Source organism: Aulosira sp. FACHB-615 (assembly GCF_014698045.1).
In the GTDB taxonomy this organism is placed as follows: domain Bacteria; phylum Cyanobacteriota; class Cyanobacteriia; order Cyanobacteriales; family Nostocaceae; genus Nostoc_B.
In genome coordinates, this window is the sequence record NZ_JACJSE010000001.1 from 448067 (window position 1) to 474364 (window position 26298).

General features: G+C 42.6%; 16 protein-coding genes and 2 pseudogenes. 12 read left to right on the top strand and 6 right to left on the bottom strand.

Annotation, left to right across the window (positions count from 1 at the left end; translation table 11 throughout):
• Positions 1 to 127 precede the first annotated feature (127 nt).
• Both H6G77_RS01810 and H6G77_RS01815 read right to left on the bottom strand, forming a co-directional pair.
• Positions 128 to 1870, bottom strand: coding sequence for a protein kinase domain-containing protein (locus tag H6G77_RS01810; RefSeq protein WP_190870664.1), 1743 nt, complete (start codon positions 1868 to 1870; stop codon positions 128 to 130).
• 275 nt (positions 1871 to 2145) lie between these two features.
• Positions 2146 to 3747 (bottom strand): peptide ligase PGM1-related protein, encoded by a 1602-nt coding sequence (locus H6G77_RS01815; RefSeq protein WP_190870665.1) that lies wholly within the window; start codon positions 3745 to 3747, stop codon positions 2146 to 2148.
• An 851-nt stretch (positions 3748 to 4598) separates the two neighbouring features.
• Between H6G77_RS01815 and H6G77_RS01820 the strand changes: the two genes are divergently transcribed.
• Together H6G77_RS01820 and H6G77_RS01825 are read left to right on the top strand one after the other, a co-directional pair.
• The gene (locus tag H6G77_RS01820; RefSeq protein WP_190588006.1) at positions 4599 to 5537 is read left to right on the top strand and encodes a phosphoribulokinase; all 939 of its coding nucleotides are present in this window, start codon (positions 4599 to 4601) and stop codon (positions 5535 to 5537) included.
• 487 nt (positions 5538 to 6024) lie between these two features.
• Positions 6025 to 6735 carry a tetratricopeptide repeat protein gene (locus H6G77_RS01825; protein WP_190668732.1) on the top strand — a complete coding sequence of 237 codons (711 nt, stop codon included), beginning with the start codon at positions 6025 to 6027 and terminating at the stop codon, positions 6733 to 6735.
• Between the two features lie 471 nt (positions 6736 to 7206).
• On the opposite strand, the gene H6G77_RS01830 is transcribed toward H6G77_RS01825, so the two are convergent.
• The 3 genes from H6G77_RS01830 to H6G77_RS01840 form a co-directional block, all read right to left on the bottom strand.
• A complete protein-coding gene (locus tag H6G77_RS01830; RefSeq protein WP_190870666.1) occupies positions 7207 to 9564 on the bottom strand; it encodes a filamentous hemagglutinin N-terminal domain-containing protein in 2358 nt (785 codons plus the stop codon).
• 238 nt (positions 9565 to 9802) lie between these two features.
• On the bottom strand, positions 9803 to 10114 hold the full coding sequence (locus H6G77_RS01835; RefSeq protein ID WP_190870667.1) for a hypothetical protein: 312 nt from the start codon (positions 10112 to 10114) through the stop codon (positions 9803 to 9805).
• 407 nt (positions 10115 to 10521) lie between these two features.
• Positions 10522 to 12096: an alkaline phosphatase gene (locus H6G77_RS01840; protein WP_190870668.1), complete on the bottom strand. Its 1575-nt coding sequence runs from the start codon at positions 12094 to 12096 to the stop codon at positions 10522 to 10524.
• A gap of 215 nt (positions 12097 to 12311) precedes the next feature.
• Here H6G77_RS01840 and H6G77_RS01845 point away from each other — a divergent pair, with 215 nt between their 5' ends.
• Together H6G77_RS01845 and dprA are read left to right on the top strand one after the other, a co-directional pair.
• Complete coding sequence (locus H6G77_RS01845) at positions 12312 to 13766, top strand: aminotransferase class I/II-fold pyridoxal phosphate-dependent enzyme (protein ID WP_190870669.1); 1455 nt, start codon at positions 12312 to 12314, stop codon at positions 13764 to 13766.
• 233 nt (positions 13767 to 13999) lie between these two features.
• Positions 14000 to 15118: a DNA-processing protein DprA gene (dprA, locus tag H6G77_RS01850; RefSeq protein WP_190870670.1), complete on the top strand. Its 1119-nt coding sequence runs from the start codon at positions 14000 to 14002 to the stop codon at positions 15116 to 15118.
• 442 nt (positions 15119 to 15560) lie between these two features.
• Here dprA and H6G77_RS01855 read toward each other — a convergent pair whose 3' ends face one another.
• Positions 15561 to 16139, bottom strand: a complete 579-nt coding sequence (locus H6G77_RS01855) for an Npun_F5749 family FMN-dependent PPOX-type flavoprotein (protein ID WP_190870671.1) — start codon at positions 16137 to 16139, stop codon at positions 15561 to 15563.
• Between the two features lie 124 nt (positions 16140 to 16263).
• On the opposite strand from H6G77_RS01855, the pseudogene nrdJ (H6G77_RS01860) reads away from it, so the two are divergent.
• The 8 genes and pseudogenes from nrdJ (H6G77_RS01860) to opcA form a co-directional block, all read left to right on the top strand.
• Positions 16264 to 17493, top strand: a pseudogene (nrdJ, locus tag H6G77_RS01860) (ribonucleoside-triphosphate reductase, adenosylcobalamin-dependent); the annotation flags it as partial.
• A 303-nt stretch (positions 17494 to 17796) separates the two neighbouring features.
• Positions 17797 to 18870 (top strand): annotated as a pseudogene (nrdJ, locus tag H6G77_RS01865) (ribonucleoside-triphosphate reductase, adenosylcobalamin-dependent); the annotation flags it as partial.
• 121 nt (positions 18871 to 18991) lie between these two features.
• Positions 18992 to 19210 (top strand): hypothetical protein, encoded by a 219-nt coding sequence (locus H6G77_RS01870; RefSeq protein ID WP_190588016.1) that lies wholly within the window; start codon positions 18992 to 18994, stop codon positions 19208 to 19210.
• Positions 19211 to 19692: 482 nt separating this feature from the next.
• Positions 19693 to 19992 carry an RNA-binding protein gene (locus H6G77_RS01875; RefSeq protein WP_190588017.1) on the top strand — a complete coding sequence of 100 codons (300 nt, stop codon included), beginning with the start codon at positions 19693 to 19695 and terminating at the stop codon, positions 19990 to 19992.
• A gap of 532 nt (positions 19993 to 20524) precedes the next feature.
• On the top strand, positions 20525 to 21574 hold the full coding sequence (gene fbp, locus H6G77_RS01880; RefSeq protein ID WP_190588018.1) for a class 1 fructose-bisphosphatase: 1050 nt from the start codon (positions 20525 to 20527) through the stop codon (positions 21572 to 21574).
• A gap of 300 nt (positions 21575 to 21874) precedes the next feature.
• Complete coding sequence (gene tal / locus H6G77_RS01885) at positions 21875 to 23020, top strand: transaldolase (protein WP_190588019.1); 1146 nt, start codon at positions 21875 to 21877, stop codon at positions 23018 to 23020.
• A 104-nt stretch (positions 23021 to 23124) separates the two neighbouring features.
• Positions 23125 to 24654, top strand: a complete 1530-nt coding sequence (gene zwf / locus H6G77_RS01890) for a glucose-6-phosphate dehydrogenase (protein ID WP_190870672.1) — start codon at positions 23125 to 23127, stop codon at positions 24652 to 24654.
• Positions 24655 to 24818: 164 nt separating this feature from the next.
• A complete protein-coding gene (opcA, locus tag H6G77_RS01895) occupies positions 24819 to 26189 on the top strand; it encodes a glucose-6-phosphate dehydrogenase assembly protein OpcA (RefSeq protein ID WP_190870673.1) in 1371 nt (456 codons plus the stop codon).
• The last annotated feature ends 109 nt before the right edge of the window (positions 26190 to 26298 follow it).

Below are 26298 nucleotides of genomic sequence, written 5' to 3' on the forward strand. Positions count from 1 at the left end.
ATTTATGAAAAAAATCAGTACACCCAGATCAGCCGTCTTTCCTACTCCCTACTCCCCATTCCCTACTCCCTACCTTGTATATTGAGACAAGTAGTAGACCATCCCCTAAACGATTTTTCGATTTAACTTAGCGCCATCCCAAAAAACGCAGTCCGGGAACAATGAGGTAATGACTGACCCCTAGCCAAAAGCATGTAAAAATGGCGACTAAAACAAATAAAGCCAAGGGTAGACCTAATTCTGTCCAAAGTGGCTGGGGTGAAAAATAAAAGACTGTGGCGGGGAAGCCTAAAACAAATAAACCAGAAAATATCACTGCTGTGCCTAAAGCGGCGACTAAGGCATAAACTATGTGATGACTGCGAAACCCAAAGCTGAGGGATAGCAAAAATATTGAGACAGCAATCATCACGACCAAACCATCACTGCTTTGTTTGGGTGAAATGAGTTCCCAAAATAACCAACCAAATCCATAGCTAATCATACCCATGAGTGATGCGACTAAAAACCGCCGCCTTTGACCAAAACACCCGGATAAGGTGAGTCCCCAGGCGGTTCCCAAACCAGCACTCACAAAGACTAAAATATCTGCACCAAAGTTAGTTTGAGAATTGGGAATGAGTTCTGGTAGTTGACCCACGATTAATTGCACAATGCGATCGCCTAAAATTGTGCGGTAAGCTACAAAAAAGCCGATAATTGTGCCTAAACAAGCTCCTAAACTAGATAGCACCATTGCCCACACAATCGCTACACAAGCTTGAATCATTTTCAGCAAGGCTTTGGCAATAAACAAAGCTGTTTTACCAATTGCTGTGAGAAAATCGGTAAAAGCTCGTTCAATGGTTTGAATTAGCCTTGTTAAGTTGTTGCTGGCTGAATTTGAGTTTGGTGGTTGGGAGAATGACTGCGGTTTGGCAGATTTGTTAATTTTTGCTAACCGTTTGAGAATAATGGCTGCATTAGATGGACGCGATCGCACGTCTTCCTTTACCATCTCATCCAGTAAATCAGCAAACTGTGAGCTAATATTCACTCGATTCCGCCACCGCAATTCCCCAGTCTGCAAATCTTCCATCTCTGGCGGATACTTACCTGTGAGTAATTCAATCATTGTCCGGCCAAGAGCATAAAAATCAGCCGCAGGCCCCACATTTCCCCCAGTAACTTGTTCTGGCGGACTGTAACCAGAAGAAAATAACCGCGTTGAACTCGACTCTCGGCGCTGCATAGCAGCATTTATTTGTTTAACACCACCAAAATCAATTAATACTAATTGTTCCCACCCTGTTTTGGGTTGAGTTGGTGGCGCGGTTGAGGCTGGTATCCGCAACATTAAGTTAGAAGGTTTAATATCGCGGTGAATAATTTGGCATTTGTGCAGTTCTTGTAAAATTTTCACAGCTTGGGTGAACCAGTTGAGTACCAAATTCTCTGGACATCCTTGAGGATAATTATTCATAATTTCATCCAGAGTCGGCCCATTGATTTTTTCCATCACCAAACAAGCTAACTGGCGCGGTTTTGGACTGCTGATATTTACCTGAAAAAAACCATCAGCTTCCACCTTCGGAACACCAGGATGCTGCAAACTAATTAAAACTGCTGCTTCTTGTGTAAATAATTCCTGGGCTTTTGGTGAATCTTCCACCAAAACTTTTAGCACCTTTTCAGTTTGAGTTTTTTCATCCCAAACTGTATAAATTTGGGCAAAACCACCAGAACCCAATGGTTCCAGTGGGACATAGCGGTCTAGCAACTGTAGCAATGCGCCACAGCTGTTACAAAATTTGTTTCCCCAAGGTTGGGGGTAAGGACGTTGACAATCAGGATTTATGCAGTGAACCGCCCTTTGAGGGATATGGGACACAACCGCTACAATACAAACGCTGAGTTGATTTTAACCTATGTTAAGGAGGCAGTGGTTCGACTTCGCTCACCAACCGGGCAGGAGGCAGGAGGGAAATCACATAAATAAATTTAGGGGATTTAACCAGGACAAAACTTCACCCGAATTTCTCACGTATGGGTAGGGAGTGTGGGGGGAAAGATTTCTTCACCATCCTCCCTCCCACACCTCCCACACCTCCCACCCTTCCCACACCCCTGGATTTCTCACAAGAGAGAAATCCAGGTTCATATTTCCTAGCTGTACCCATCCCAAGCAAGGGGGAATGTGTAATCAGAAAAGAGGGGAAAATTTGGATTGTCACTGCGGGTTTCTTCATCCAATACATTGACAACTTTGTTATATATATCTTCTGCCTGTTGGGGAGAATCGCCAATGCTAGTTAATCCTAATTTGCCAAATTGAGAGAGACATCCCATCAAATGAAAAACTGTACCTGTTTCTGTACCACTATCAAAATGTAATCTGTGATGGGCAATAATATCCATTAAATCGTTTGGTAATAATCCCCGATAGCGGTCTTTTTGTAAGTTATCAGTGGCAATGTAATATTTAGGGCGACCTTGCTGACTATAAAACAATCCTGTGGACAAATCATAGCGACCATTTGTTAATAGTTTTAAGGTCATGAAAGGATGAGTTGTACCACCTTTACGTAAGTTAATTTCAATTGCTTGAATATCCCAATTCTTATTACCTTTGTCAACGGTGACAAAATCAACACCAAATCTTTCTAAGGCTCCTTTTTCTGCCAGCTTTCTGCCAACTTTTAAGCCTAATTGTTGCAGTTGTAGGCGATAGCTTTCATCGGCGGGAAAGCGACATCCAAGATAAATTTGACCATCTGGCCCGCCAAGAATTTGGTCGTGGGTAGAGAGAATTTCAACTTCGCCTGTGGGTGTAATGCGTCCTTGCACACTGGGAGAACGCTTGATTTCTCCTTCAATAAATGCCTCAACAATTGCGCCTAATTCTGTGATTCTTCCTGAAAAATTTGCCCAAGTTTCTTGTTTAGCTTGAAAGCGCAGGGTAGAAAAGCTGTTGTTAATTGCTGCTATTCTTGATTCACTGGTAGCTTGCCCTGGTGCTACATTCATAATTGGTCTTAAATCGAGTAGGGCGTTACCTTCTCCAGAAATGCCTTCGTTGAGTTTGACTACCATTCTTTTTAAGGTTGGTTGGCGTTCCCATAAATCGCTGGCGGCTGTTGCTAATTCTTGGGCGTTCCAAACTCTTTGACTACCATCTGGATGGGGAACTTGACTTTCTGCAAAAATTTGCCGACTGCCACTTTTTGTTCCCCAAATTTGTAAATCTGGTGCGGCAGCATATAACGGTACATTTAATTTTAAAGATAATTCTGCTTCTAAATCTGTGGCGTTGTAGCAAATCATAAATGATTTTTCCAGCCTTAAAGCTTGCCGAACTCGGTCTAACAAGCGGGGACGTTCTAAAATTTTTTGGCTGAGAGGTTGCAGAGAAGAATCATAAGTAGAAAGTAAAAGTAGGCGATTGCGTGCATGAGAAAATGGAATGCCTGGTAACAGTTGCAAATAGTAATCAATAATGCTGGGATGCAGTGGCATTGAAGTAATATAAATTAGCCTTGTGCGAGGATTTCGCAACCGCATTAAAGAAAATAACAATCTTTCTTCATAATGTTCACAACCTTCTACTTTTTGCAGTTCCCGTTGATCGATGCTGAGGGAAGGAATAACCACGATATCTGCTTCACTATTATCAAATAGCTCAATGGTTTTCCAGCGATCGCGCAAAGTTGACTGCAAGCGGCGAAATTGATCAACCTGATCCAACTTTGAAACATTTAAAGTTACCATAATCCCTGCCCTGTAATGATCCCCAACACTAACCTCTTTCTTCGGTATACCGCACAGCCAGCTAGATGTGACTAAGCCTTAATACTTCTTGACTGCAAATATTAATTCCAGGACTTACGCATCAAAATTTTCTGTGGGGATTGGGTGTGAGGGTGAAAGGGTATGGGGTGTAAGGGTTTTGAATACTTACACCCTTATACTCTCATACCCCTGCAACCTGTTCTAAAACCTTATTTTTTCGTTTTTTTGCGTAAGTCCTAAATTCTTTACTCTGTCATCGTAGAGATTTTTGTAATTTCTTGCCTATGCACCCAAAGTAAGAAAAATTAAGTATTCAAACAGGCATATAACCAGATTAAAATACCATTTTATACTGTTAAATTACTGATATTTTTTGGCGCGATCGCTAATCAACAAAAAACTCTTAACATCCCAACAAAATTAATAAGTCAATAGCAATAAATATTAATAATTTAAGAATAGGACTTACGCAAAAACCCTCTCGAATCCTCTTAACTTCGTGTCCTACCCTGCGGGAAGCCGCTATCGCGTCTATGCGCCCTTTGTGGTTCGTTTTTTCATGATTCTGCGTAAGTCCTGAAGAAAAGAAAAATATTCCTAAAATTCACCCATAACCAAGGAAAAATGACAAATGACAACCTTAAATATTTAACTTGATTTGTATCAACTTATTTACATAAATATCTTGGCAATTAACAATAACACAGATATCTTTATGTATAGAGATGTTGCAGACAAGACCTTGAAACCAGCTAGGCGCTAATTTCCTTCTAAACTAGAACAACGGTGTCTGCAAATTTATTACTAATTGTTCGTGTCGGGGGTGGGTAATGAGCCGTCCAATAATTCTTGGGATTGTGGGTGATAGTGCTGCGGGAAAAACAACACTAACTAAAGGTATCGCTCAGGTACTAGGGCCAGAAAATGTTACGCTGATTTGTACAGATGATTACCACCGTTACGATCGCAAACAACGTGCTGAAATTGGCATTACAGCTTTACACCCAGACTGCAACCATTTAGATATAATGCAGCAGCACCTGTCCTTACTCCGCACAGGACAGCCAATTCTCAAACCTGTTTATAGCCACAAAACAGGCACGTTTGAGGCTCCCCTATACATTAAGCCGAATAAATTTGTCATTATAGAAGGCTTGCTTGGCTATTCTACCCGTGCCGCCCGTGAATGTTATGATGTCAAAGTTTACCTTGCACCCCCCGAACCCTTACGCGCCAAGTGGAAAGTTAAACGAGATACGCTAAAACGCGGCTACACTCCCGAACAAGTATTAGCAGAATTAGAGAAACGCGAACCAGACTCAGAACAATTTATTCGTCCCCAACGCCAATGGTCAGACATTGTAGTGAGTTTTTATCCGCCTAACGGTGAAGTAGATGAAAGCAATGGTCATCTGAATGTGCGGTTAGTGCTGCGTCCCACGATTCCTCACCCTGATTTCACCCCAATTATTAATTTGACCAGTGGTGTTACTGGGTCAGCTATTCGTTTGGGGCTAGATCGCGATATGAATAAACCTGTGGATGTTTTGGAAGTGGATGGTCACGCGACCTTAGAACAGGTAAATAAACTCGAACATATCATCTGTTCGGATATGCCGCATTTACGTAGTGTATGCGATCGCGAAAGTAATCCCGAACTTGGCAAAATTGCGGGTACAACTGGCGAAACCCTACAAAGCTATCCTTTGGCTTTGACCCAGTTAATTATTACCTACCACATGCTGAAGGCAACGCAAATGTATCAATAGTAAGACTTCCGCACCAAGATTATCTGTGAAGAATGGGTGTAGGGGTGTAAGGGTATGGGGTGTAAGGGTTTTGGATATATACACCCCTCTAACCCTACACCCTTACACCCTTTTAGTTAAAAGAATAGTAGGTTGGGTGTAGCGATAGCGTAACCCAACAAAGTATGCGTGAATGTTGGGTTCCGTTCCTCCACCCAACCTACACCTGTTAACTCCATTAATTTTTTGCCATTTCTAATCCCCGCCAAGATTGATATTTATTTTTTTCTGGAATTCTACTTGCGAGTGAAGTATCTATTACTTAGTTAGTGCATGAATTGTAGGTGTAAGACCTAATTATTTACTGGTTGTAGTACCTACTATTGCGGCTAAGATACTTTTTACCAAGTAATCGAAAGCACACTATACATAACCTTGGGTCAAAACTACCAGCATAGATAAAACTCTAAATTAATTTCTAAGTACGAGCATCTGAGGCGGGTAAACTATGAATGGTCACTCATTTCTAACTTCTGGCGATCAGCAAAATAACAGTTGTCAATATGTTGTAAATAATACATTTGGTTTGCCAAGTCATGAGGCTAATGGTAGTGGAAAATCTGCGGTCAAAGAAAGTTATTTACGCGCTTGTGCTTTGAAATCAGCGAAACAAGGAAATTATCATCAAGCGATCGCTTTATTAAATGAATTAATTCGTCGTTATCCCCACAACGCTGCTGATTACAACAATCGCGGGTTAATTTATTTTCAAAGTGGTGAAAAGCAAAAGGCTTTTTGTGATTACAACACAGCTTTAGATTTAAATCCCAATTTGGCTAGTGCTTACAATAATCGTGCCAATTACTATGCAGCTTGTGGAGAATTAGCCGCCGCTTTGGCTGATTACGACCAAGCAATTGATTTGAATCCCCGTTATGTGCGAGCTTGGATTAACCGGGGGATTACTTTCCGCGATTTAGGGCAGTATGAAGAAGCAATAGAGAATTTGGAAATTGCCCTCTTGTTTGGTCAGTTAGAAGCGCATATTTGGTCAGAACGTGGCCGGACTTATCATTTGTGGGGTGATTGGAATTGTGCGATCGCTGATTATCGTCGTGCGATCGCACAACTATCTACAAACCAGAATAGCGACGTTTCAGGTTATCGTTTGCGCTTACAAATCGAAACTTGGTTAAATGAACTACTATCGCAAGGCTAGGGAATAGGGGGTCAGAATTAATTTTTTCTGTTCTCCCAAATTGCTACAGCCTCTTTTGTCTAACAATAGCCACACAGGTATTGCTCTTTTTTGATCTATTAAACTGATTACCAATACATTTTGTGAACGCCATTACGTTCTAGCGATCGCAAATATCAGATGTTTCTCTCCTGTTTTGAAATTATTTTTACCCATTGTTTGAGCAGGGGGAACCACAGATATGGAATTGATACCATTTCACGAAATTACTGATAGAAATCGCTTCCTCTGCAACTCTGCTTCTGGTCGCCGAGCGTTCGCGCAGCGTCTCCGTCAGGAGAAGTCGAGGCGCTACTTGCATATCCGTATCATTTTTAAAGTGAAATGGTATGACAACTGGAGTGGTAGTAAAAATCTTTGTCTACTGCGCCGCCTACTTTCAAATTTTATCGGTTGTGGAAATCTCGATTGTCACAGCTTTATGAAATCTAATTACAAATTAGCAGCACAAGCAACAGAATTGAGCAATGGACTATGGGGTGTCACTGTTGGTGCTTGTGCAACTAAAGTCACATTACCTTTACCATCTTGTACCCAGCCTTGGGCGGGAACAATTTGAGTTTCTAGAGTGACAGAATCTAATTCTCGTTTACTTATATGATGGGGTGTATAACTCACGCTATTTTCACTTTCACCATCAAGAGTAATCCAATTTACTAAAACCGAGTCATCCATTAAAGGGTCTGTGGGGCTGGGTGCAATTCCACCCTTACCTGTAGCAATCAAAGAACCTCTTTTGAATTTCCCCCCTGGTTTACAATATGTGGCAATTTGCCGCGAAGCATCAAATGGTTCTGCGGGGAGTTCGAGCAAACCACGACTGGGGTCAACATCGGGTGTATTAATTTGAATAGTACCGTTTAATGAAGGGTTTTGTTGGGAAAAAGCGGTAATATCGCTGGTGGGGAGTCGATTGGGGTTTAGTTGTTGGGAATCTTCAGTACCTAAGAGTTGTACTAAGTCAGCGCGAGTGCGTGGCACAAATCCAAATATATTATTGGCATTAATGATAATCCTACCACCAGCACCAGAAAAGGCATTGGCTGTAATATCGTTATTACCTTGGGGAGTGGCGACAATAAAACCATTCGGTGCATTGATAGTGATATTTCCACCGTTTCCGGGAGCATTGGCTGTACCTGCATTAGTGGAGATTTGACTATTGCGACGCAATAACAGTACATCCCGCACATTTAGTGAGATATTTCCACCTTGACCCGTTAGGCTATTAGAGGTTATTTGTCCTTTATTATCTAGAATTATGGAGCGGGCATTGACATTTATTTCGCCTGCTGCTCCTAAATTATTAGGATTTTCTTGGTAGACTACGTTTGGTCTAAGTCTTGGAAGTTGACTACTGACAGTTAATGCAGCACCATCTCGTACAATCAATTTTCCTGTATTAATTGCGATTCTTCCAGCATTACCAGAACCTAGAGTTCTAGCTAATAAGCCACTAGGGAGACCATCTGCTGTGCGTCCCATTAATTCTATGGACTCAGACGCATTTACGGTCAAATTTCCTCCTTTTCCTGTAGCTGGTAGAAATTCTTGTGGGTTCCTTAATAGTCCACTAGACTCCGTTGAGACTTCTGCTCCATCTCGGATAATCAGTCTTTTAGTATTAATCGTAACATCACCTGCTTTACCTTCAAATCTGTTGCTGCCTATAAAGGTAGTGACACTAGACAGTACGCTTGGGAAATTCCTATTATCATTTGTGTTAACATTACCACTCAGTTCCACTAACTCGGAGGCATTAACAATCAAGCTACCTCCTGAACCGCTACCTCTAGTGGAACTTAACACTTGTGCACCATCTCGAATAATTAATTGTCTCGCACTAATTTTTGTTTCTCCACCGTCTCCGATGCCATTATTCCGATTACGTACACGTACCAAATCACCAATTATCTCTACTATTTGACCTTGCAGCTGAATGTTACCGCCACCTATACCACTGACATCTATCTGAGATGAAGACTCTACACCTTCAAGCGTTCGCTTAATCAGTTTGATATTTTGAAAATTTGGGATTCCTTCATATCCTAAAACCCAACCTTGATTTATTGGGTTTAGTCTGACCAGACTATTACTACCAACACTGCCTAACTCAATTCTCCCTGACTCCGCTCTTAAATTTCCACCTTCCAGCGTAATTTCACCGCCCACAAGTGCCAAGGTTCTACCTGGTTTAACCTGTAAGCCTACTGGTAGGCCAAATGTGTTAGTTGCATCACCTGGACTAGCTTGGGATTGATTACGAATAGGAGCCGCAGTCGCTCCAAATTGCAAGCCTATAGGAATACTCACTGATAATGTAGGAGTTGCTTGGGTTTCTGTAGCACTAAATTTTTTCCCATCTGCAAAGTTAATACTACTGGCTGTAGTTGCAAGAAATGAACCACCAATGTCTATTACAGCACTAGGCCCAAATACAATTCCGTTGGGATTAATTAAAAATAGATTCGCACTTGGGGCTTTCAATGCACCATCAATTCGAGAAATAGAGTTGCCTGTAACTCGACTAATAATATTTTGAACATTATCAATATTTGTAAACTCAGCAGTTGTGTTCTCACCTATAGAAAACTGCTTAAAACTATGGAATAAGTTACTTTGGACACGCGTCCCACCTTCAATGAAGATAGTATTGCCTTGTAGTCTTACAACAGAATTATTAGGTAAAGTATCATCTGCGGAGATTTGAGCAATAGCAGAATTTGAGGAGAAAGCAATTGCTCCAAATAATGTTAACCCTATACCTGTAAACCAGATCCAAAAACTCATACCTAAATGTACTCCCCTCCAAAAACTTTTACTTAGTGAAGTTTCTGCTTATATTTAGTATATATAGTTACAGGTATTTTACCACTGAGTAAACATTTTTTGGAAGGTAAGTATCATTCACTATTGATGATACTAGAACTTATTTATATGAGCTAAGTTACTAGTTCAAAAAATTTTTCTGAGACAAGAATAAAAGATAAAAGCTTTAAGCTTAGGCAAACAATACTTTCATACATTGTTAGCACTTAATACAATTACCTTGCCAATCTTCACAGCACTTCAATTTTAATACATTTGGTGGTCGAATTCCAGTTAAAAATGTTTGAACTGATTTTTCATCAACACCACTATCAGATTGACTGTGAGCCAGTTCTATATCACACTGTAGCTGAATTTTAATCACGTTCTCACATGCTATACCGTACTGTTGAAGTAGAGTACGAATCTTAGAACTCTTTAATATTTCTACCATTTCTTGTTCAATTTCTTCTTCAAGTTTCTGGAGTTGTGCAGGATCAAGAGTCTTTGATTGTAATGTTTGAGGTTCCATGATAACTTCCTTGCTGGCTTGGTTGATTGTATGAACGAATTTATTTGTTGTCCTAATAATGACTTCAGTGTCGCTCCTAGAAATTACGCAGAAATTTATAAAACTTTATATTTTTTCTGTGAAATTACTAAAACACACGCAAAATTGCTGGTTTCGACTTTCTTAGGATTTAGGCAACGCCAATATTGTCATTGCGACCGGAACGGAGTGTAGGGAAGCAATCCCAGCGTCAGGGGAGATTACTTCCCGCCACGCCTTTGGCTTGCGGCTTCGGCTTCGCTCGTAATGACGGAGTTACGTTATTTTTGCGTAAATCCTGTTTCTACAAAAATGTACAGTGGGCGTAGCAATATAAAAATAACTGATGCTCAATCTACAAAAATTTGGTTATTAACAGCACACAAGAATCAAGCTTGGCGATATGCTCCTGGTTGTCCATCTTGGACAATGAAGGAAGCTAGGGTGCTGATAGAAGCATTGGGGTCAACAATGCTAGAAACTGCCCGATAATCACTTTGCCACTGTTTAGGAGTAACTTGGCAACGGACGTAACCCCGGAATGCGCCATCGAAAAACTTGGTGTGGGGATTACTTCTCAAGGCGGCTTGCACTGGTGCAATAAATGATGTGGGGAAGTCTGAGGTGATGGAAGTACCAACGAACTCAGTCGCCACAGTAGGGGAAGCAAGATTATTAAAGTCAAGTTTGATGTCGTGTACCCAACTGGAATGGATATCGCCTGTAATGACTACAGGGTTAGAAGGTCGGCGATAGTTGAGATAGTTCACAATTCGATTACGTGCGGCTACATAACCATCCCATTGGTCTACATTGAATAATCCAATTTCTGGGCGAGGGTCAAAATCAAATTGAGCAAACATTGTCTGTTGAGCAATAATATTCCAACGGGCGCGAGATTGGTCTAAGCCGTTGAATAGCCAGCGTTCTTGCTGTGAACCTGTCATTGTGGCATTTTCATCAAAGGCTTGCACACAAAGGGGTTTGAGTCCATCATTACAAGGTTGGTCTGTGCGATATTGACGAGTATCTAAAACGTGGAACTGAGCTAAGTTGCCATAACTCAAGCGCCGATAAAGTTGGAGGTTCGCACCATTGGGAAATGAAGACAACCGCAATGGCATGTGTTCATAGTAGGCTTTGTAAGCATTGGCGCGACGTTGAGCAAAGACTTCTGGGTTGACGTTATCTTCAGAAATTAAGTTGGCGTAGTTATTTTCTACTTCATGGTCATCCCAGGTGACTATCCAAGGAAAAGCTGCATGAACCGCTTGTAAATTTGGGTCGGTTTTATAAAGTGCGTGACGGTTACGGTAGTCTCTCAGAGTCATAATTTCTGGGCTATTATGCTGACGTGGCCCGCCTGTTTCTGGCCCGTACTCGTAAATGTAATCACCCAAATGTACAACTAAGTCAATATCTTCTGCGGCTAGATGGCGGTAGGCGGTGTAGAAGCCATTTTGCCAATCTTGACAAGAAACAAAGGCGTAGTTGAGTTGTTGAAGAGAACTGTTGAATGCTGGTGCTGTGCGAGTCCGGCCGATGGGACTAAGTTCATTACTGACGCGGAACTGATACCAATACCAACGGTTAGGTTCTAAGCCTGAGACATCAACGTGTACTGAGTGGGCTAAATCTGCGATCGCTAAAGTTCTACCACGTCGGACAACTTTTCGCATATTCTCATCTAGGGCGACTTCCCAATGTACCACCACATTTCTTGGTGGCATTCCACCGCCATTTAAGGGGTCGGGTGCTAATCTTGTCCATAACACGACTCTATCTGGTAGGGGGTCGCCAGACGCTACACCCAAGGTAAAGGGATAGCTAGAAAATCTGGATGTTGCTAATGCTGGTTCCCATTGGCTAGTTAATGCTAAACCTGTAAAAAATCCCGCACCCAATAAAACACTCCGCCTTCTATAACGATTTGATAAGAGGCGATCGCAATTGATAAAATCCATATCCACCCTTAATGAATTTGCCTTATAAATGCGATGAACTTATCAACCGACAATCAAGCGGAGATTAAGAAAAAATTAAAAGTATGAAGTGTGAAGTCTGAAACTTTCATAGCATTCCCAAATCATTAGTGAACCCAAAGATCCCCGACTTCTTGAAGAAGTCGGGGATCTGAGCCTCTCGATTCTCATCAATCAAATAAGATTGCTATAGATTAATGCTCAACCAAAAGGAAGCACCTTTATTAGATGCGCTCAAAGCTTGTACAATCAAGGCTCACGCGCCGTTTTACACGCCTGGACATAAGCGGGGTCAAGGAATATCGCCAGTATTGGCTGATTTACTGGGCGAAAAGTTATTTAGGGCAGATTTAACGGAATTAGCTGAGTTAGATAGTTTGTCTTCTCCCCAAAGTGTAATTCAAGCCGCCCAAACATTAGCAGCAGAGGCGTTTGGTGCTTCACAAACATGGTTTCTTGTCAATGGTTCTACCTGTGGCATTGAGGCAGCAATTCTGGCTACTTGCGGTATGGGCGATAAAATCATTTTGCCGCGCAATGTACATTCTTCAGCGATCGCGGGTTTAATTCTTTCTGGTGCAATACCAATTTTTATCAATCCCGAATATGACCCAGTTTTTGATATTGCCCACAGTATCACGCCCAAAGCTGTGGCAACTGCCCTGAAACAGCATCCCGATGCCAAAGCGGTGTTAATAGTGTATCCCACATATTATGGTGTTTGTGGAAATTTAGGTGCGATCGCCAACATCACCCATCAATATAATATTCCGTTGTTGGTAGATGAAGCCCACGGCGCACATTTCGCTTTTCATACTGAATTACCTACCCCAGCTTTAGCCGCAGGTGCAGATTTAACTGTGCAGTCAATTCATAAAGTTCTTGGTGCAATGACACAAGCATCGATGCTGCATATTCAAGGAAAGAGAATTGATAGCGATCGCATTAGTAAAGCTCTGCAACTTGTCCAGTCTACCAGTCCGAGTTACATACTTTTAGCTTCGTTAGATGCCGCACGTCAACAAATGGCGTTGAATGGTGAACAACTCATGTCACAGACTTTGCAACTTGCAGATATAGCTAGAAATCAAATCAGCCAAATTCCCGGTTTAGCAATTTTGTCGCCACAATTATCACCCGGTTTTCGAGAATTAGATAGAACTCGGTTAACAATTAACGTCAGTAATTTGGGTTTAACTGGGTTTGAAGCGGAGGAAATTTTAGATGAAAAGTTGGGTGTGACTGCGGAATTTGCTTCCTTACATAATTTGACTTTTATTATTAGTTTGGGAAACACCATCAATGATATTGAGCAATTAATTCAAGCTTGCCAAATTCTTGCCGAAAAGTATCACCGACACAGAGTTGTGATCAAGACTCCACTTGAGCAGAATTTTGCCGAGTATACTGTGCAGATATCACCCCGAACGGCGTTTTTTGCCACTCATGAAACTTTACCAATAGAACAAACAAGCGATCGCATTTGTGCCGAAATTATCTGTCCCTATCCTCCCGGAATCCCCGTTTTAATGCCAGGAGAATTAATCACTCAAGCAGCCATATCATATCTACAACAAATTCAAGCAATGGGCGGGATAATCAGTGGATGTGCAGATCCAAGCTTACAAACTTTAAAAGTTGTTAAAAATTAGGGTGTTGCCACATTGTTGCACTCGCAATATAGCGGTTCTCGGTTGGATGAGGTAGATTCAACCCCACCCCCAACCCCTCCCCGCAAGCGGGGAGGGGAGCGTTTAGTCATAACAACCCCATAACCTGTAACCTGTAACCTGTAACCTCTAACCTATCCCCTCTTTTTGAAAAAACTGTAGCTACTGCGGATGATTTGGGAATACTCAACGAGAGTGGGTGTGAGGATCAGTCAGTGGTAGAAGAAAGGGCATATTGGTTAGCTTGGGGGCAAATTTCGGGAATTGGCCCAGTTTTATTGCAACGTTTAAAACAGCATTTTGGCAGTTTATCTACAGCTTGGGAAGCTAGTAAAGCTGAATTGGGGGAAGTTGAGGGTTTTGGTTTGCAAACTTTGGGCAAAGTAATCAAAATGCGATCGCAGTTACATCCAGAACAATTACTTACCCAACACCAACAAGAAAACCCGCATTTTTGGACACCAGCCGATGCAGAATATCCCCGCTTACTCCTAGAAACGCCCAGTCCGCCGCCTGTTTTGTACTATCGGGGTGAAGTTGATTTAGCTGAAAACTTCGGACAAAAACCGATGGTGGGAATTGTTGGTACTCGTCAACCTTCGGAGTATGGGATTCGTTGGACTCGCCAAATCAGCACAGCTTTGGCGAAAAATGGCTTTACTGTGGTTTCTGGGATGGCGGAGGGAATTGACACCGAAAGTCACAGCGCCACCATCAAAGCTGGGGGACGCACACTCGCAGTTTTAGGAACGGGTGTAGATGTGATTTATCCCCACAAAAACCGAGATTTGTACCACCAGATTTTAGGCGCAGGTTTAGTGTTAAGCGAATATCCCGCCAAAACTCCGCCTGACCGCACTCATTTTCCCCGACGCAATCGAATTATTGCTGGCTTAAGTCGGGCAATTTTGGTAATGGAAGCACCTTTAAAATCTGGTGCGTTAATTACTGCTACCTACGCCAACGATTTTGGCAGAGATATCTATGCACTACCAGGAAGATTAGATGATTATCCATCCCAAGGTTGTTTAAAGTTAATTTCCCAAGGCGCTTCCATAATTTTTCGAGAATTAGATGAACTATTAACTTTGTTGGGTGCTGTACCCAAGTTAGATACAGTCGCACCTTCCCAAACCACAGAACAGTTAAATTTGCCGAATTTATCACCGCAAATGCAACAGATAATTGATGCGATCGCTTACAATACTGTACCCTTTGATGCGATCGTTCAAACAACCGGCATTCCCGCCAGTTCTGTTTCTGGTTTGTTGTTACAACTCGAACTTATGGGTTTAGTTTCCCAACTCCCCGGAATGCGCTATCAAAAAAGTTAATACCAAATTGAAGAATGATTGCGACAAATGAATTGCCCAAAAGCTTACCAGTAAAGCCTATCTCAATCCAAAATCTAAAATCTAAAATCCAAAATGGTATAACTTTCCCGGAATGTTAGAGTTAGGACTTACGCATCAAAACGAAAAATCAAGGGTTTTGGCGAGGGTGTAGGGGTTCAGGTGTATAGGGGAGCCACTCGCGTGGGCGGGTTTCCCGACTTGAGCCAAGTGGCGTGTGTACTGATTCAAAATCCTTACACCCCAAACCCTTTCACCCTTACACCCAATCTCCACAGATAATCTTTGTGCGTAAGTCCTGAGAGTGTCAGAATTTTTCAATACCTAGTATTCCTTCTATGCAAGGCATTGCGTTAATTTATACCTAGCACCAAACAACTGAAGTCGTGGTTAAACAGTCAAACCCTTGGCTGTTTCTTGAAAATTAAGGGTTTACTTCCTCTCGATGCCATTCTTGATTTTCACCAAGCTGATAAATAGTTCTATTTTGTGGTTCGCCGCGCAATTCTAAATGATCAACTTCTACGGGATCAAGTAATAGCAAGCAAAAATTGACAACTGGTTGTAAAGGATCAGGGGCTGGTGGTGTAAACGCCTCTGGGGTTGTGTCTCTAGGTTTACTGGGATGAGGCCAAGCAAATTGTAACCGCGCTGCATCGCTGAGGGCTTGCCAAGTAGCAAGTCTGGCTGATTGTAGTGCAGCATCATTACTATCTACTAAAGTTAAGCCGCCAGCAATGCGAAACTGTTCGCGGGTGTTGGGGAAATACCAGCAAGCTTCCGCCCAAGGTTGAGATTTTATTTGGTCAATTTTATCGCTACGGGTGTCAGTAATAAATTTTAGCTGATTGGTATCGTTGAGAAAGTCACGAAAGACTACAGTCCGATTAGCAGGACGATGATCTGCCCGGATTGTCGCCAGTTGTAGGTAACGAGAGTATATCAGACTACGGTTGCGATGTAGGGCGCGAGCGATCGCACTTCGCCAAGGAGCAAGGGACATTATGTAGTTTCGTTGCAATTGGTACAGCTACAGACGTAGCGCAAAGTGGGAAATTTTGCAATCTTTTATCCTCAACCTACTTGGCGTATAGTCGTAATCTGTTCAAAAGCAACAAGACTGGATTATGGTTCGAGAGCTTGAAAGAAAACGTCAGGGTGTTAAATTTCCCGAAACCGCGCCAGCAGCCAATCCTGTGTTTTTCAGGACTTACAGCCGCCGGACTGGGGTAGGGCTGAGAGAATCTTACGATGAAGTGTGCGATCGCACCATCCAAGGTTTAATCGAATTAGGTAAACTCAACTCAGAAGAAATTGCCCTCCTAGAAAAAACCCAACGCCAACTCAAAGCTTTACCTAGCGGCCGCTGGTTGTGGGTAGGCGGTACAGATTGGATAAACAAACCCAAGAACTTCTCCGGTGGGTATAACTGCACGTCCACCAATCTCCAAGACTGGAAAGCCTTCGGGTTGATGATGGACTTGGCTATGATGGGCTGCGGTACAGGAGCCATCATCGAACCACAGTATATTAATCAACTGCCTTCTATCCGCAATCGCCTTCATGTCACAGTACAAGGCGAAATCGGCAGCACTCCGAAAAACTTACGTCGTGAATTTACACAAACCGATATAGAAGGCAACCGCGTTACCATTCATGTCGGCGATAGCCGCGAAGGTTGGGTTGCATCTTATCAAACTCTGTTGGAACTCTCCACGGATGAAAGATTTACAGATGATGTAGAAGTATGTGTTGATATCAGTGATGTCCGTCAAGCCGGAGAAACCCTCAACGGTTTTGGCGGTGTTGCCAATCCGGTAAAATTGCCTGGATTGTATCAACGTTGTGCTGACATTTTAAATAAAGCTTTAGGCAGACAATTAAATTCTGTAGAGTGCTGCTTATTAATCGATGAAGCAGCAGTAACAATTGTTGCCGGAAACATTAGGCGCTCAGCTGGGATGCGTCAGTTTACTGCTGACGATGAACTAGGGGCAAATGCCAAAGATAATCTCTGGCAACAAGATGAAAACGGTAACTGGCGCATTGATCCTGAGCGTGATTCTCTACGTATGGCGAATCATACCCGTGTATTTCACCGCAAACCAACCTTAGAAGAATCGATCGCAGCTGTTCAAAAACAATATTACAGTGGCGAAGGTGCAATTCAATGGGCTGGTGAAGCTGTTGCGAGAGCTAACATTGATTTGCTTGCTACCCAAGCATTGAAAAAAGAGTTCTTGCAAGCTTACGACCAAGGAACAGCTAAAGACTGGTTGCAACAAAAATATCCTTATATTAATGCGGATGAATTAGAACATCGTTTAGCTCGCTTTGGTTTAAACCCGTGTGGTAAGTAATTTTGCCTCACGTTAAACACCGGGGAAAATCGGTGAACCCTGCGATTGGGAATACCGAGGTAATCAAAGGAATTAAAAAACCTTAGACACTGTACAGACTAGAGAGTGAAACTTTTTAAGCTATAAATAATCAGAAATTTACGTAGTTTAAAAAGAATATAATCTGGGTTATGCCCACGTTAGAAATAACGGCTCCACGAGTCTCCGGCTACTAAATATTAGTAGAAAATATAGTCGGATCTACGAGGAATCAAGAACTCGTAGAACTAGAGGATAAAGAGCCTCTGGGTTAACAAAATGGAAATTATTGGTAGCAACTTCCACTGTAATCTTTCAGAGATTCATCTCAATCAAATTGACCCATTTAATTACAAAGAACAAGAGGAAGCTTTCACGGCTGGGGCGTTATCTGTAGCGACACTTCTCAACCATAAATTCTTAGAACCGCGCTATCAATATAGTCGGGAATTAGACCCAATTGTTGGAGTTTCTTTTACCGGCTTATTTGATTTCTTTGTTCATGCTTTTGGTGTAGACTGGTTGCGCTGGTGGGCAGAAGGCAGACCAGCTACTCCCCAAGGGTTAGCATTTAAACACCAAGAAGAAAAATATCTCAGCTTTTGGAGAGAAGTAGTACACAAAGCAGTGTGGGATTATTGCGATCGCCATCACATCAAACGCCCTAATCGCTGTACTACAGTCCAACCCAGTGGCACTAAAGCTCTATTATCTGGTGCGAGTTCTGGATGGCACCCACCTAAAGCTCAAAGATTTATTCGCCGCATCACTTTCCGCAAAAATGACCCCGTAGCCTTAGCCTGTATTGACTATGGTTATAATGTCATTCCCTCCCAATCAGACAAAGACGAACAAGGTAACTTATTAAACGACCCCTTCGATCCCCGCGTCAGCGAATGGTTGGTAGAAATTCCCGTTGCTGTACCTTGGGCTGATTTACCCGGTGCTGATCAAATTGATGTTTCTAGATTCCCCGTCTTAGCCCAATTTGATTTTGTCATGCAAGTGCAGCGCCATTACGTCACCCACAACACATCCGCTACCCTAGAACTCCGCGCTGATGAAGTGGAACCCTTGGGAACACGCATTTACGAAGCCATCCAAAATGATGAAGGCTATATCTCCGCCGCCCTGTTAGCACGATTTGACGATTTACAATCATTCCCCCGCTTGCCATTTGAACCCATAGACAAAGCCACCTATGAGCGTTTATCTCAAGAAGTGTTAGCGCGACGCAAAACCGATGACTTCTGTGCTGTTCTCAGCCGCTACGACTCTGGCGAGTTAATGGAAGCAGGCCCTAGTGGTTGTGATTCTGATAAGTGTATGTTTCCAGATCAACAACCAACTTCGTAATTAAGGAGTGGGGAGTGGCCGGAATTTCCCTACTCCCTATTCCCTACTCCCTACTCCCTACCTCTACGTTACGATTGATGAAGAAGTAATAATTTTTTATGGCATTGCCAGGAGAATTTTAATGTTTCTTGACGAATTGTCACCAATATTTAAAGAATTAACACAGCACCCAGTCTCTTTTCTCGGTGGTTTCTTTTCCGGTGTACTCAGACTGAACCTTAAGGATGATCCTGTCAAAAGCTGGCTAGATCAACAAAGAGGCGTAACTAGCCACTCCCAATCTCCAACCGAAGCCAACAATGGCAAAGCTACAGGGCCGCAAACAATTTCTATTGAATAAATTTGCTGCTAATTTCCAATTAAATTCATCACTTTATGCCTGCAACTCCCAACTCGTAGCTAGAGGAAAGTTGCAGGTTAATTTTTGGTTTCTTAGAGTAATGTAAAGATTAATTAACAGAATGTATAAAATCCGACTTTGATCCAGTACAAAAAACTTGCAAAATCGGTAAAGACATCAGTTAATCTTAACACAAGCAATTTTTATCCAAAAAAAATATAAGTTCGGCTTATTTTATGTTATTTGGGATTGTAATGTCCCATACTTTGAAAAATGTCACAATCAGTTATCATTATGAGCGTAAGCGTAAGTTCAGCCGCATGGACAGTTTAGTTGAAGTCACGCTAGCACTATGATTGCTGCGCCACAACGTTCGCCATCAATGAAAATAAATCATAAGCCACGACACAAAATTTGTAGTTTGTTGATCTCTGTTTTCTCGCTGAACTAACCTCTGTTTGTTGACAATTACGTGATCCCACATGACTATTTACGTTGGAAATCTCTCATACCGCGCTACTGAAGCAGATTTAAGAGCAGTATTTGCAGACTATGGCGAGGTCAAAAGAGTTGTCTTGCCTACTGATCGAGAAACCGGGCGGATGCGAGGTTTTGCTTTCGTTGAAATGGAAGAAGACGCTCAAGAAGACGCTGCCATTGCTGAGTTAGATGGTGCTGAATGGATGGGTCGGCAACTCAGAGTCAACAAAGCAAAACCGCGAGAAGACAACCCAAGAGATGATGGAAGACGAGGTGGTTGGGCGAAAAAACAAGAAATCTAAAACTAGGCGGGAGACAATAGTAACAAATTGGTTTGCAGTAATGCAAGAATTTGACTAACAGCAATTGCAAAACTAAAAGTCAGCAAATTAAATATTTGGGTTTGAGATGTGGATGCTGATGACCTAGTTACAAATTGTTGTAATTATTCAACCGTCACACAAAACTTTACCCGACTGTTGTGAGCTAAAAACCAAGTCTCAGCAGCAGTCGGTTTTTTACGGTTCAGGTAAGTCTGGGAGTGATATTACTAACGTTGGTAGCTAGAGAAAACTTGGCGTAACGTAGTTTAACATGACTGAGCCGCTTTAAGTAAATTTACCTTGTTTAGTCTTGGTCGGGGCAAGCACTTCAACTGCCAACGAGACTTTTCTACCTTGAGACATTCACCCAAAATTGAGCCATTTCTTTAGTTTGTCTAAAGCCAAGTCAAGGTTATCAAATTACCTTTCTAAGATAGAAGCAGCAGCTATGAGTTGCTACCCATGACTTTACCCACCCAACTATTAACCAGTCGCTAGGGAGAATGCCAAAATGGCTAAAGCGCCAGAATCTCTAGAGTTGCCAGTCAACGATCATACAGATAAAAGCTTAGATCGTGATTGTACAACCTTATCTCGTCATGTTCTTCAGCAACTGCAAAGCTTTTCTCCTGATGCCCAGGATTTAAGTGCATTGATGAATCGCATTGCCCTTGCGGGTAAGTTAATTGCCCGTCACCTCAGCCGTGCAGGTTTAATGGAAGGCGTTCTGGGATTTACCGGGGATGTGAATGTCCAAGGTGAATCTGTGAAAAAAATGGATGTTTACGCCAACGATGTGTTTATCTCGGTGTTTAAGCAAAGTGGCTTAGTTTGTCGCCTAGCTTCCGAGGAAATGGACGACCCCTATTACATCCCAGAAAACTGCCCTGTCGGTCGTTATACCTTGTTGTATGACCCAATAGATGGTTCTTCTAACACAGATACTAACCTCAGCTTGGGTTCCATTTTTGCGATTCGCCAACAAGAAGGAGACGACGCTGATGGTTTAGCCACCGATTTACTGACCAATGGACGCAAGCAAATTGCTGCTGGCTACATACTATATGGGCCAAGCACTATGCTGGTTTATAGTATAGGTAGAGGGGTGCATTCATTTACTCTCGATCCCAGCCTGGGAGAGTTTATCCTCACCGAAGAAAATATTCGCATTCCTGATAATGGCTCTGTTTACAGTGTGAATGAAGGAAATTTTTGGCAGTGGGAAGAGTCAATTAGAGAATATGTCCGCTATGTTCATCGGACAGAGGGTTACTCGGCTCGCTATAGTGGCGCGATGGTAAGTGATATCCATCGAATCTTAGTTCAAGGTGGTGTATTTCTCTACCCAGGTACAATTCAAAAACCAGAAGGCAAATTACGCTTACTGTATGAATCGGCACCTCTGGCTTTTTTGATTGAGCAAGCAGGTGGTCGTGCCACTACGGGATTAGTAGACATTCTAGACGTAGTGCCGAAAAAATTACACCAACGCACACCTCTAATTATTGGTAGTAAAGAGTCGGTAGCAAAAGTGGAGTCTTTTATTCAAAACGGTCACTAGTATTAGAAGTTAAAAGTCAAAAGTCAAAAGTCAAAAGTAAAGTTTATTTACTGATAACTGTTGACCATTGACCATTCATTTTTAACTGTTTCTTACTGTGAAGTTATTTTTGTCGTGATTTGCTAGTGTCTGCTTGGGGATGAGGAAGAGAAAATCTCGCTACTAAAAACAGAAGTAGGGATTATTTCAGCTGGTCGATGCGATAAGTGATTGGCAAAGCCAAAATGCAAAAGTCACCATCATTTCGGATGGATTGCCAAGTTCACTTGGAGACATCATTAAACGGAGGGAACTACAGCGATGGCCACCAATCATCTACAGGAGATTCAAGAATACGGTCAAAGTATCTGGATAGATAATTTGACGCGGGACATTATTCAATCAGGGGAATTGAAAAATCTGGTAGCAAATCAAGGAATCTCCGGAATCACCTCAAACCCAGCGATTTTTGAAAAAGCGATCGCCAATAACGCAATTTATGATGCGGACATAGAAGCAGGTGTTCGCGCTCAATTACCAACCTATAAAATTTACGAATCTTTAGTTTTTGCAGATATCCGTAACGCTGCTGATATTCTGCGACCTGTATATGAAGCCTCGAATGGAGTTGATGGTTATGTGAGTATCGAAGTACCACCAACCATTGCTCATGATACCCAAGCCACCGTTAACGAAGCCCGTCGTTATTTTCAAGAAATTGGCCGGGAAAATATCATGATTAAAATTCCCGGTACAGAATCAGGTTTACCAGCCGTAGAACAGGTAATAGCCGACGGGATCAACGTCAATATTACTTTGTTATTTTCTGTACAAAGCTATATCAATACAGCTTGGGCATATATTCGGGGCTTAGAAAAACTTGTAGCTGAGGATAAAGACATTAGCAAAATTGCTTCTGTTGCCAGCTTTTTCCTCAGTCGCATTGATAGTAACATTGACGCAAAAATCGATGCAAAATTGCACCGTGGCGTTGATGATATTAACCAAGAAGCCAAACTCAGCGCCGTAAAAGGCAAAGTAGCGATCGCTAATGCCAAGATAGCTTATCAAGAATACAAAAAAATTATTGAAAGCGATCGCTGGCAAGCCCTTGCAGCCAAAGGAGCTAAAGTACAACGGTTACTTTGGGCTAGTACCAGCACCAAAGACCCGCACTACAGCGACGTGATGTATGTTGATGAGTTAATTGGCCGCGATACCGTTAACACCTTACCACCCTCGACAATAGCAGCTTGTGTTGACCACTGCGATGTAGGCGATCGCTTGGAAACCAAACTTAAAGAAGCTTATCAACTCATCGAAAGCTTGAAAGATCCAGACATCAACATCGATATCAATACCGTAATGGATGAACTGTTAGTTGAAGGTATTGATAAATTCGTTCAACCTTTCCAGTCCTTGATGAACTCTTTAGAAAACAAAGTCAAGCTATTGTCACCTGTGTAGGAAGTCTGAAGTAGGAAGTTTGAAGTCTGAAATTTCATACTTCATAATTCATACTTCAGACTTCATCCCATTCCAAATCTCAACTCCAAGATCGAAAAATTGTTATGGTCAGTCTGCTAGAAAATCCCTTGCGCGTTGGCCTACAACAGCAAGGGATGCCCGAACCCCAAATTATAGTTATCTTTGGCGCTTCTGGTGATCTTACCTGGCGCAAACTAGTTCCAGCATTATACAAACTCCGGCGGGAACGGCGAGTGCCACCAGAAATCACTATTGTTGGTGTAGCCCGTCGGGAATGGAGCCACGAATACTTCCGTGAACAAATGCGTAAAGGCATGGAAGAAGCACACGGTGGTGTTGAACTAGAAGAACTTTGGCAAGACTTTTCTCAGGGTTTGTTCTATTGTCCTGGTGATATAGATAACCCAGAAAGTTACCAAAAACTTAAAACCTTATTAAACGAATTAGACGAGAAACGCGGCACACGCGGGAATCGGATGTTCTACCTCTCCGTTGCTCCCAACTTCTTCCCCGAAGCCATCAAGCAACTAGGAGAAGGTGGAATGCTGGATAATCCAGAGAAACACCGCCTCGTAATTGAAAAACCCTTTGGTCGAGACTTGGCTTCTGCCCAGAGCCTCAACGTGATTGTGCAGAAGTATTGTAAAGAAAATCAAGTCTATCGCATTGACCACTACTTAGGTAAAGAAACCGTTCAAAACTTGCTCGTGTTCCGCTTTGCCAATGCGATTTTTGAACCACTGTGGAACCGTCAATTTGTTGACCACGTACAAATTACCGTTGCTGAAACCGTAGGTGTAGAAGACCGGGCTGGTTACTATGAAAAAGCCGGCGCACTCCGCGATATGTTGCAAAACCACTTAATGCAACTGTATTGCTTAACAGCAATGGAAGCACCCAACTCAATGGATGCTAACAGTATTCGGACAGAAAAAGTTAAAGTACTCCAAGCTACCCGTCTAGCCGATATCCACAACTTGTCCCGTTCTGCCATCCGTGGTCAATACAGCGCCGGTTGGATGAAAGGACAGCCAGTACCAGGGTATCACCAAGAACCAGGAGTTGACCCCAACTCTGGTACACCCACTTATGTAGCCATGAAATTCATGGTGGATAACTGGCGTTGGCAAGGTGTACCCTTCTACCTGCGGACTGGCAAAAGAATGCCGAAAAAAGTCAGCGAAATTTCCATCCATTTCCGTGAAGTGCCTTCACGGATGTTCCAGTCCGCCGCCCAACAAAGAAACGCCAACGTCCTGGCAATGCGGATTCAACCCAACGAAGGCATTTCCTTGCGTTTTGATGTGAAAATGCCAGGAGCAGAATTCCGCACTCGTTCCGTAGATATGGACTTTAGCTACGGTTCCTTTGGGATTTCCGGCACTTCCGATGCCTACGATCGCCTCTTCTTAGATTGTATGATGGGCGACCAAACATTATTCACCAGGGCGGATGAAGTGGAAGCAGCTTGGCAAATAGTTACTCCTGCCCTTTCCGTTTGGGATGCGCCCTCAGACCCAGCCACCATTCCTAAGTACGAAGCAGGTACCTGGGAACCCGCAGAAGCCGAATTTTTGATTAACCAAGACGGCCGTCGCTGGCGCAGACTGTAAAATTTTAGATTTTAGATTTTAGATTTTAGATTAGGGACTAAATAAATAGCGAATAGGTAATAGATAAAAGTAAAAACCATTTCTTGCTAATTCTGTTTAGTAGTTCTTAATCAAAAATCTTAAATCGTCAATCCAAAATCCAAAATCCAAAATCCAAAATTACTATGACCCAAGCTCCTACCATTTTTTCACTCCAAGCCCCCAAAGACATTTCGCTCAACGAAATCGAAGCGGAATTGAATCAAATTTGGCAAAGTTACGGCATCACCGGTGAAGATGGCGCACTACCCGCAGCCACTCGTGCCACAACTTTTACCTTAGTGGTTTACGAACCCGAAGAAACCCAATATCTGTTGGCATCTCTGGGATTTTATAACGGCCCCATTGATGGGATTTTAGGGCCACAAACTGACATCGCCCTGCGGTTAGCGCAACAAAAATATGAACTGCCCGAAACCGGCACCACTACACCAGAAACTTTAGCCAAACTACGGGAAGAATACAGCAAACGTCAAGGTAATGGAATCGTTACAGACAATGGTAACGGTTCTTATAACGTCAGTGTCACCAGCCCCAGAATTGCTGATGAAATTGCTTTGCGTAACCCCTGCCGGATCATTGCCCTCTGCCCGATCGCCGGCGAAGATGAAGGTGTAAAAGCTCAAGTTTCGGCTTACTGCCCAATTCAAAAGCAATCTTCCAGCACTTTGGTTTGTTGCGAATACATCACCCTCTCCGGTACCACCTCAGCTTTAGAAAGAATTGGTGGGATGATTCCCGCATTACTCATCGGTGGTTTACCCAAGTTTTTGTGGTGGAAAGCTACTCCCGACCCCAACAACCCCTTATTTAAGCGACTAGCCGCAGTTTGCAACAACGTTATAGTTGATTCCTGCAACTTTAACGAGCCAGAACATGACTTACTCAGCTTACAAGAATTGGTTGAAACCAACGTACCTTTAGCTGACCTGAACTGGCGACGGATCTCAGCATGGCAAGAGTTAACAGCAGAAGCCTACGACCCACCCCACCGTCGTGCCGCATTAAAAGATATTGACCGCGTAATGCTGGATTATGAAAAAGGCAACTCTGCCCAAGCACTATTGTTTTTGGGTTGGCTGGCTAGTCGTCTAGAATGGATGCCAATTTCCTGCCAAAAACAACGCGATGACTATGATATTCTGCGGATTCGCTTTGTCGCACAAGACCAAAAACAAATAGAAGCCGAATTAGCCGGAGTTCCCGTTGCTGATGTAGGCGAAATTCCCGGAGACTTAATTGCATTACGTCTCAGTTCCACCAATCCCAAAGCCGACTGTAGCACCTTAATTTGTACAGAAACCGGCGGTTGTATGCGGATGGAAACCCACGGCGGCGCTCAAACTTCTGGTTTAGTCCAACAAGTTAGCTCACTTTCCGAACAAAAAGCCGAAGTACTGCTGAGTCAGCAAGTACAACGCTGGGGACGTGAGAACCTGTTTGAAGATAGCTTAGGAGTGATCTCCCAAATCCTGAAATTAGCAGTGAAGAATTAAGTCATCCTGAAAATAAGGAAGATTTCAGTAGTTTTCATCTCAGCTTGTGCCAATTAAGTTAACCCCGGTTTTTTCACAAAATCGGGGTTTTTGAATTTCATCTGGTTGA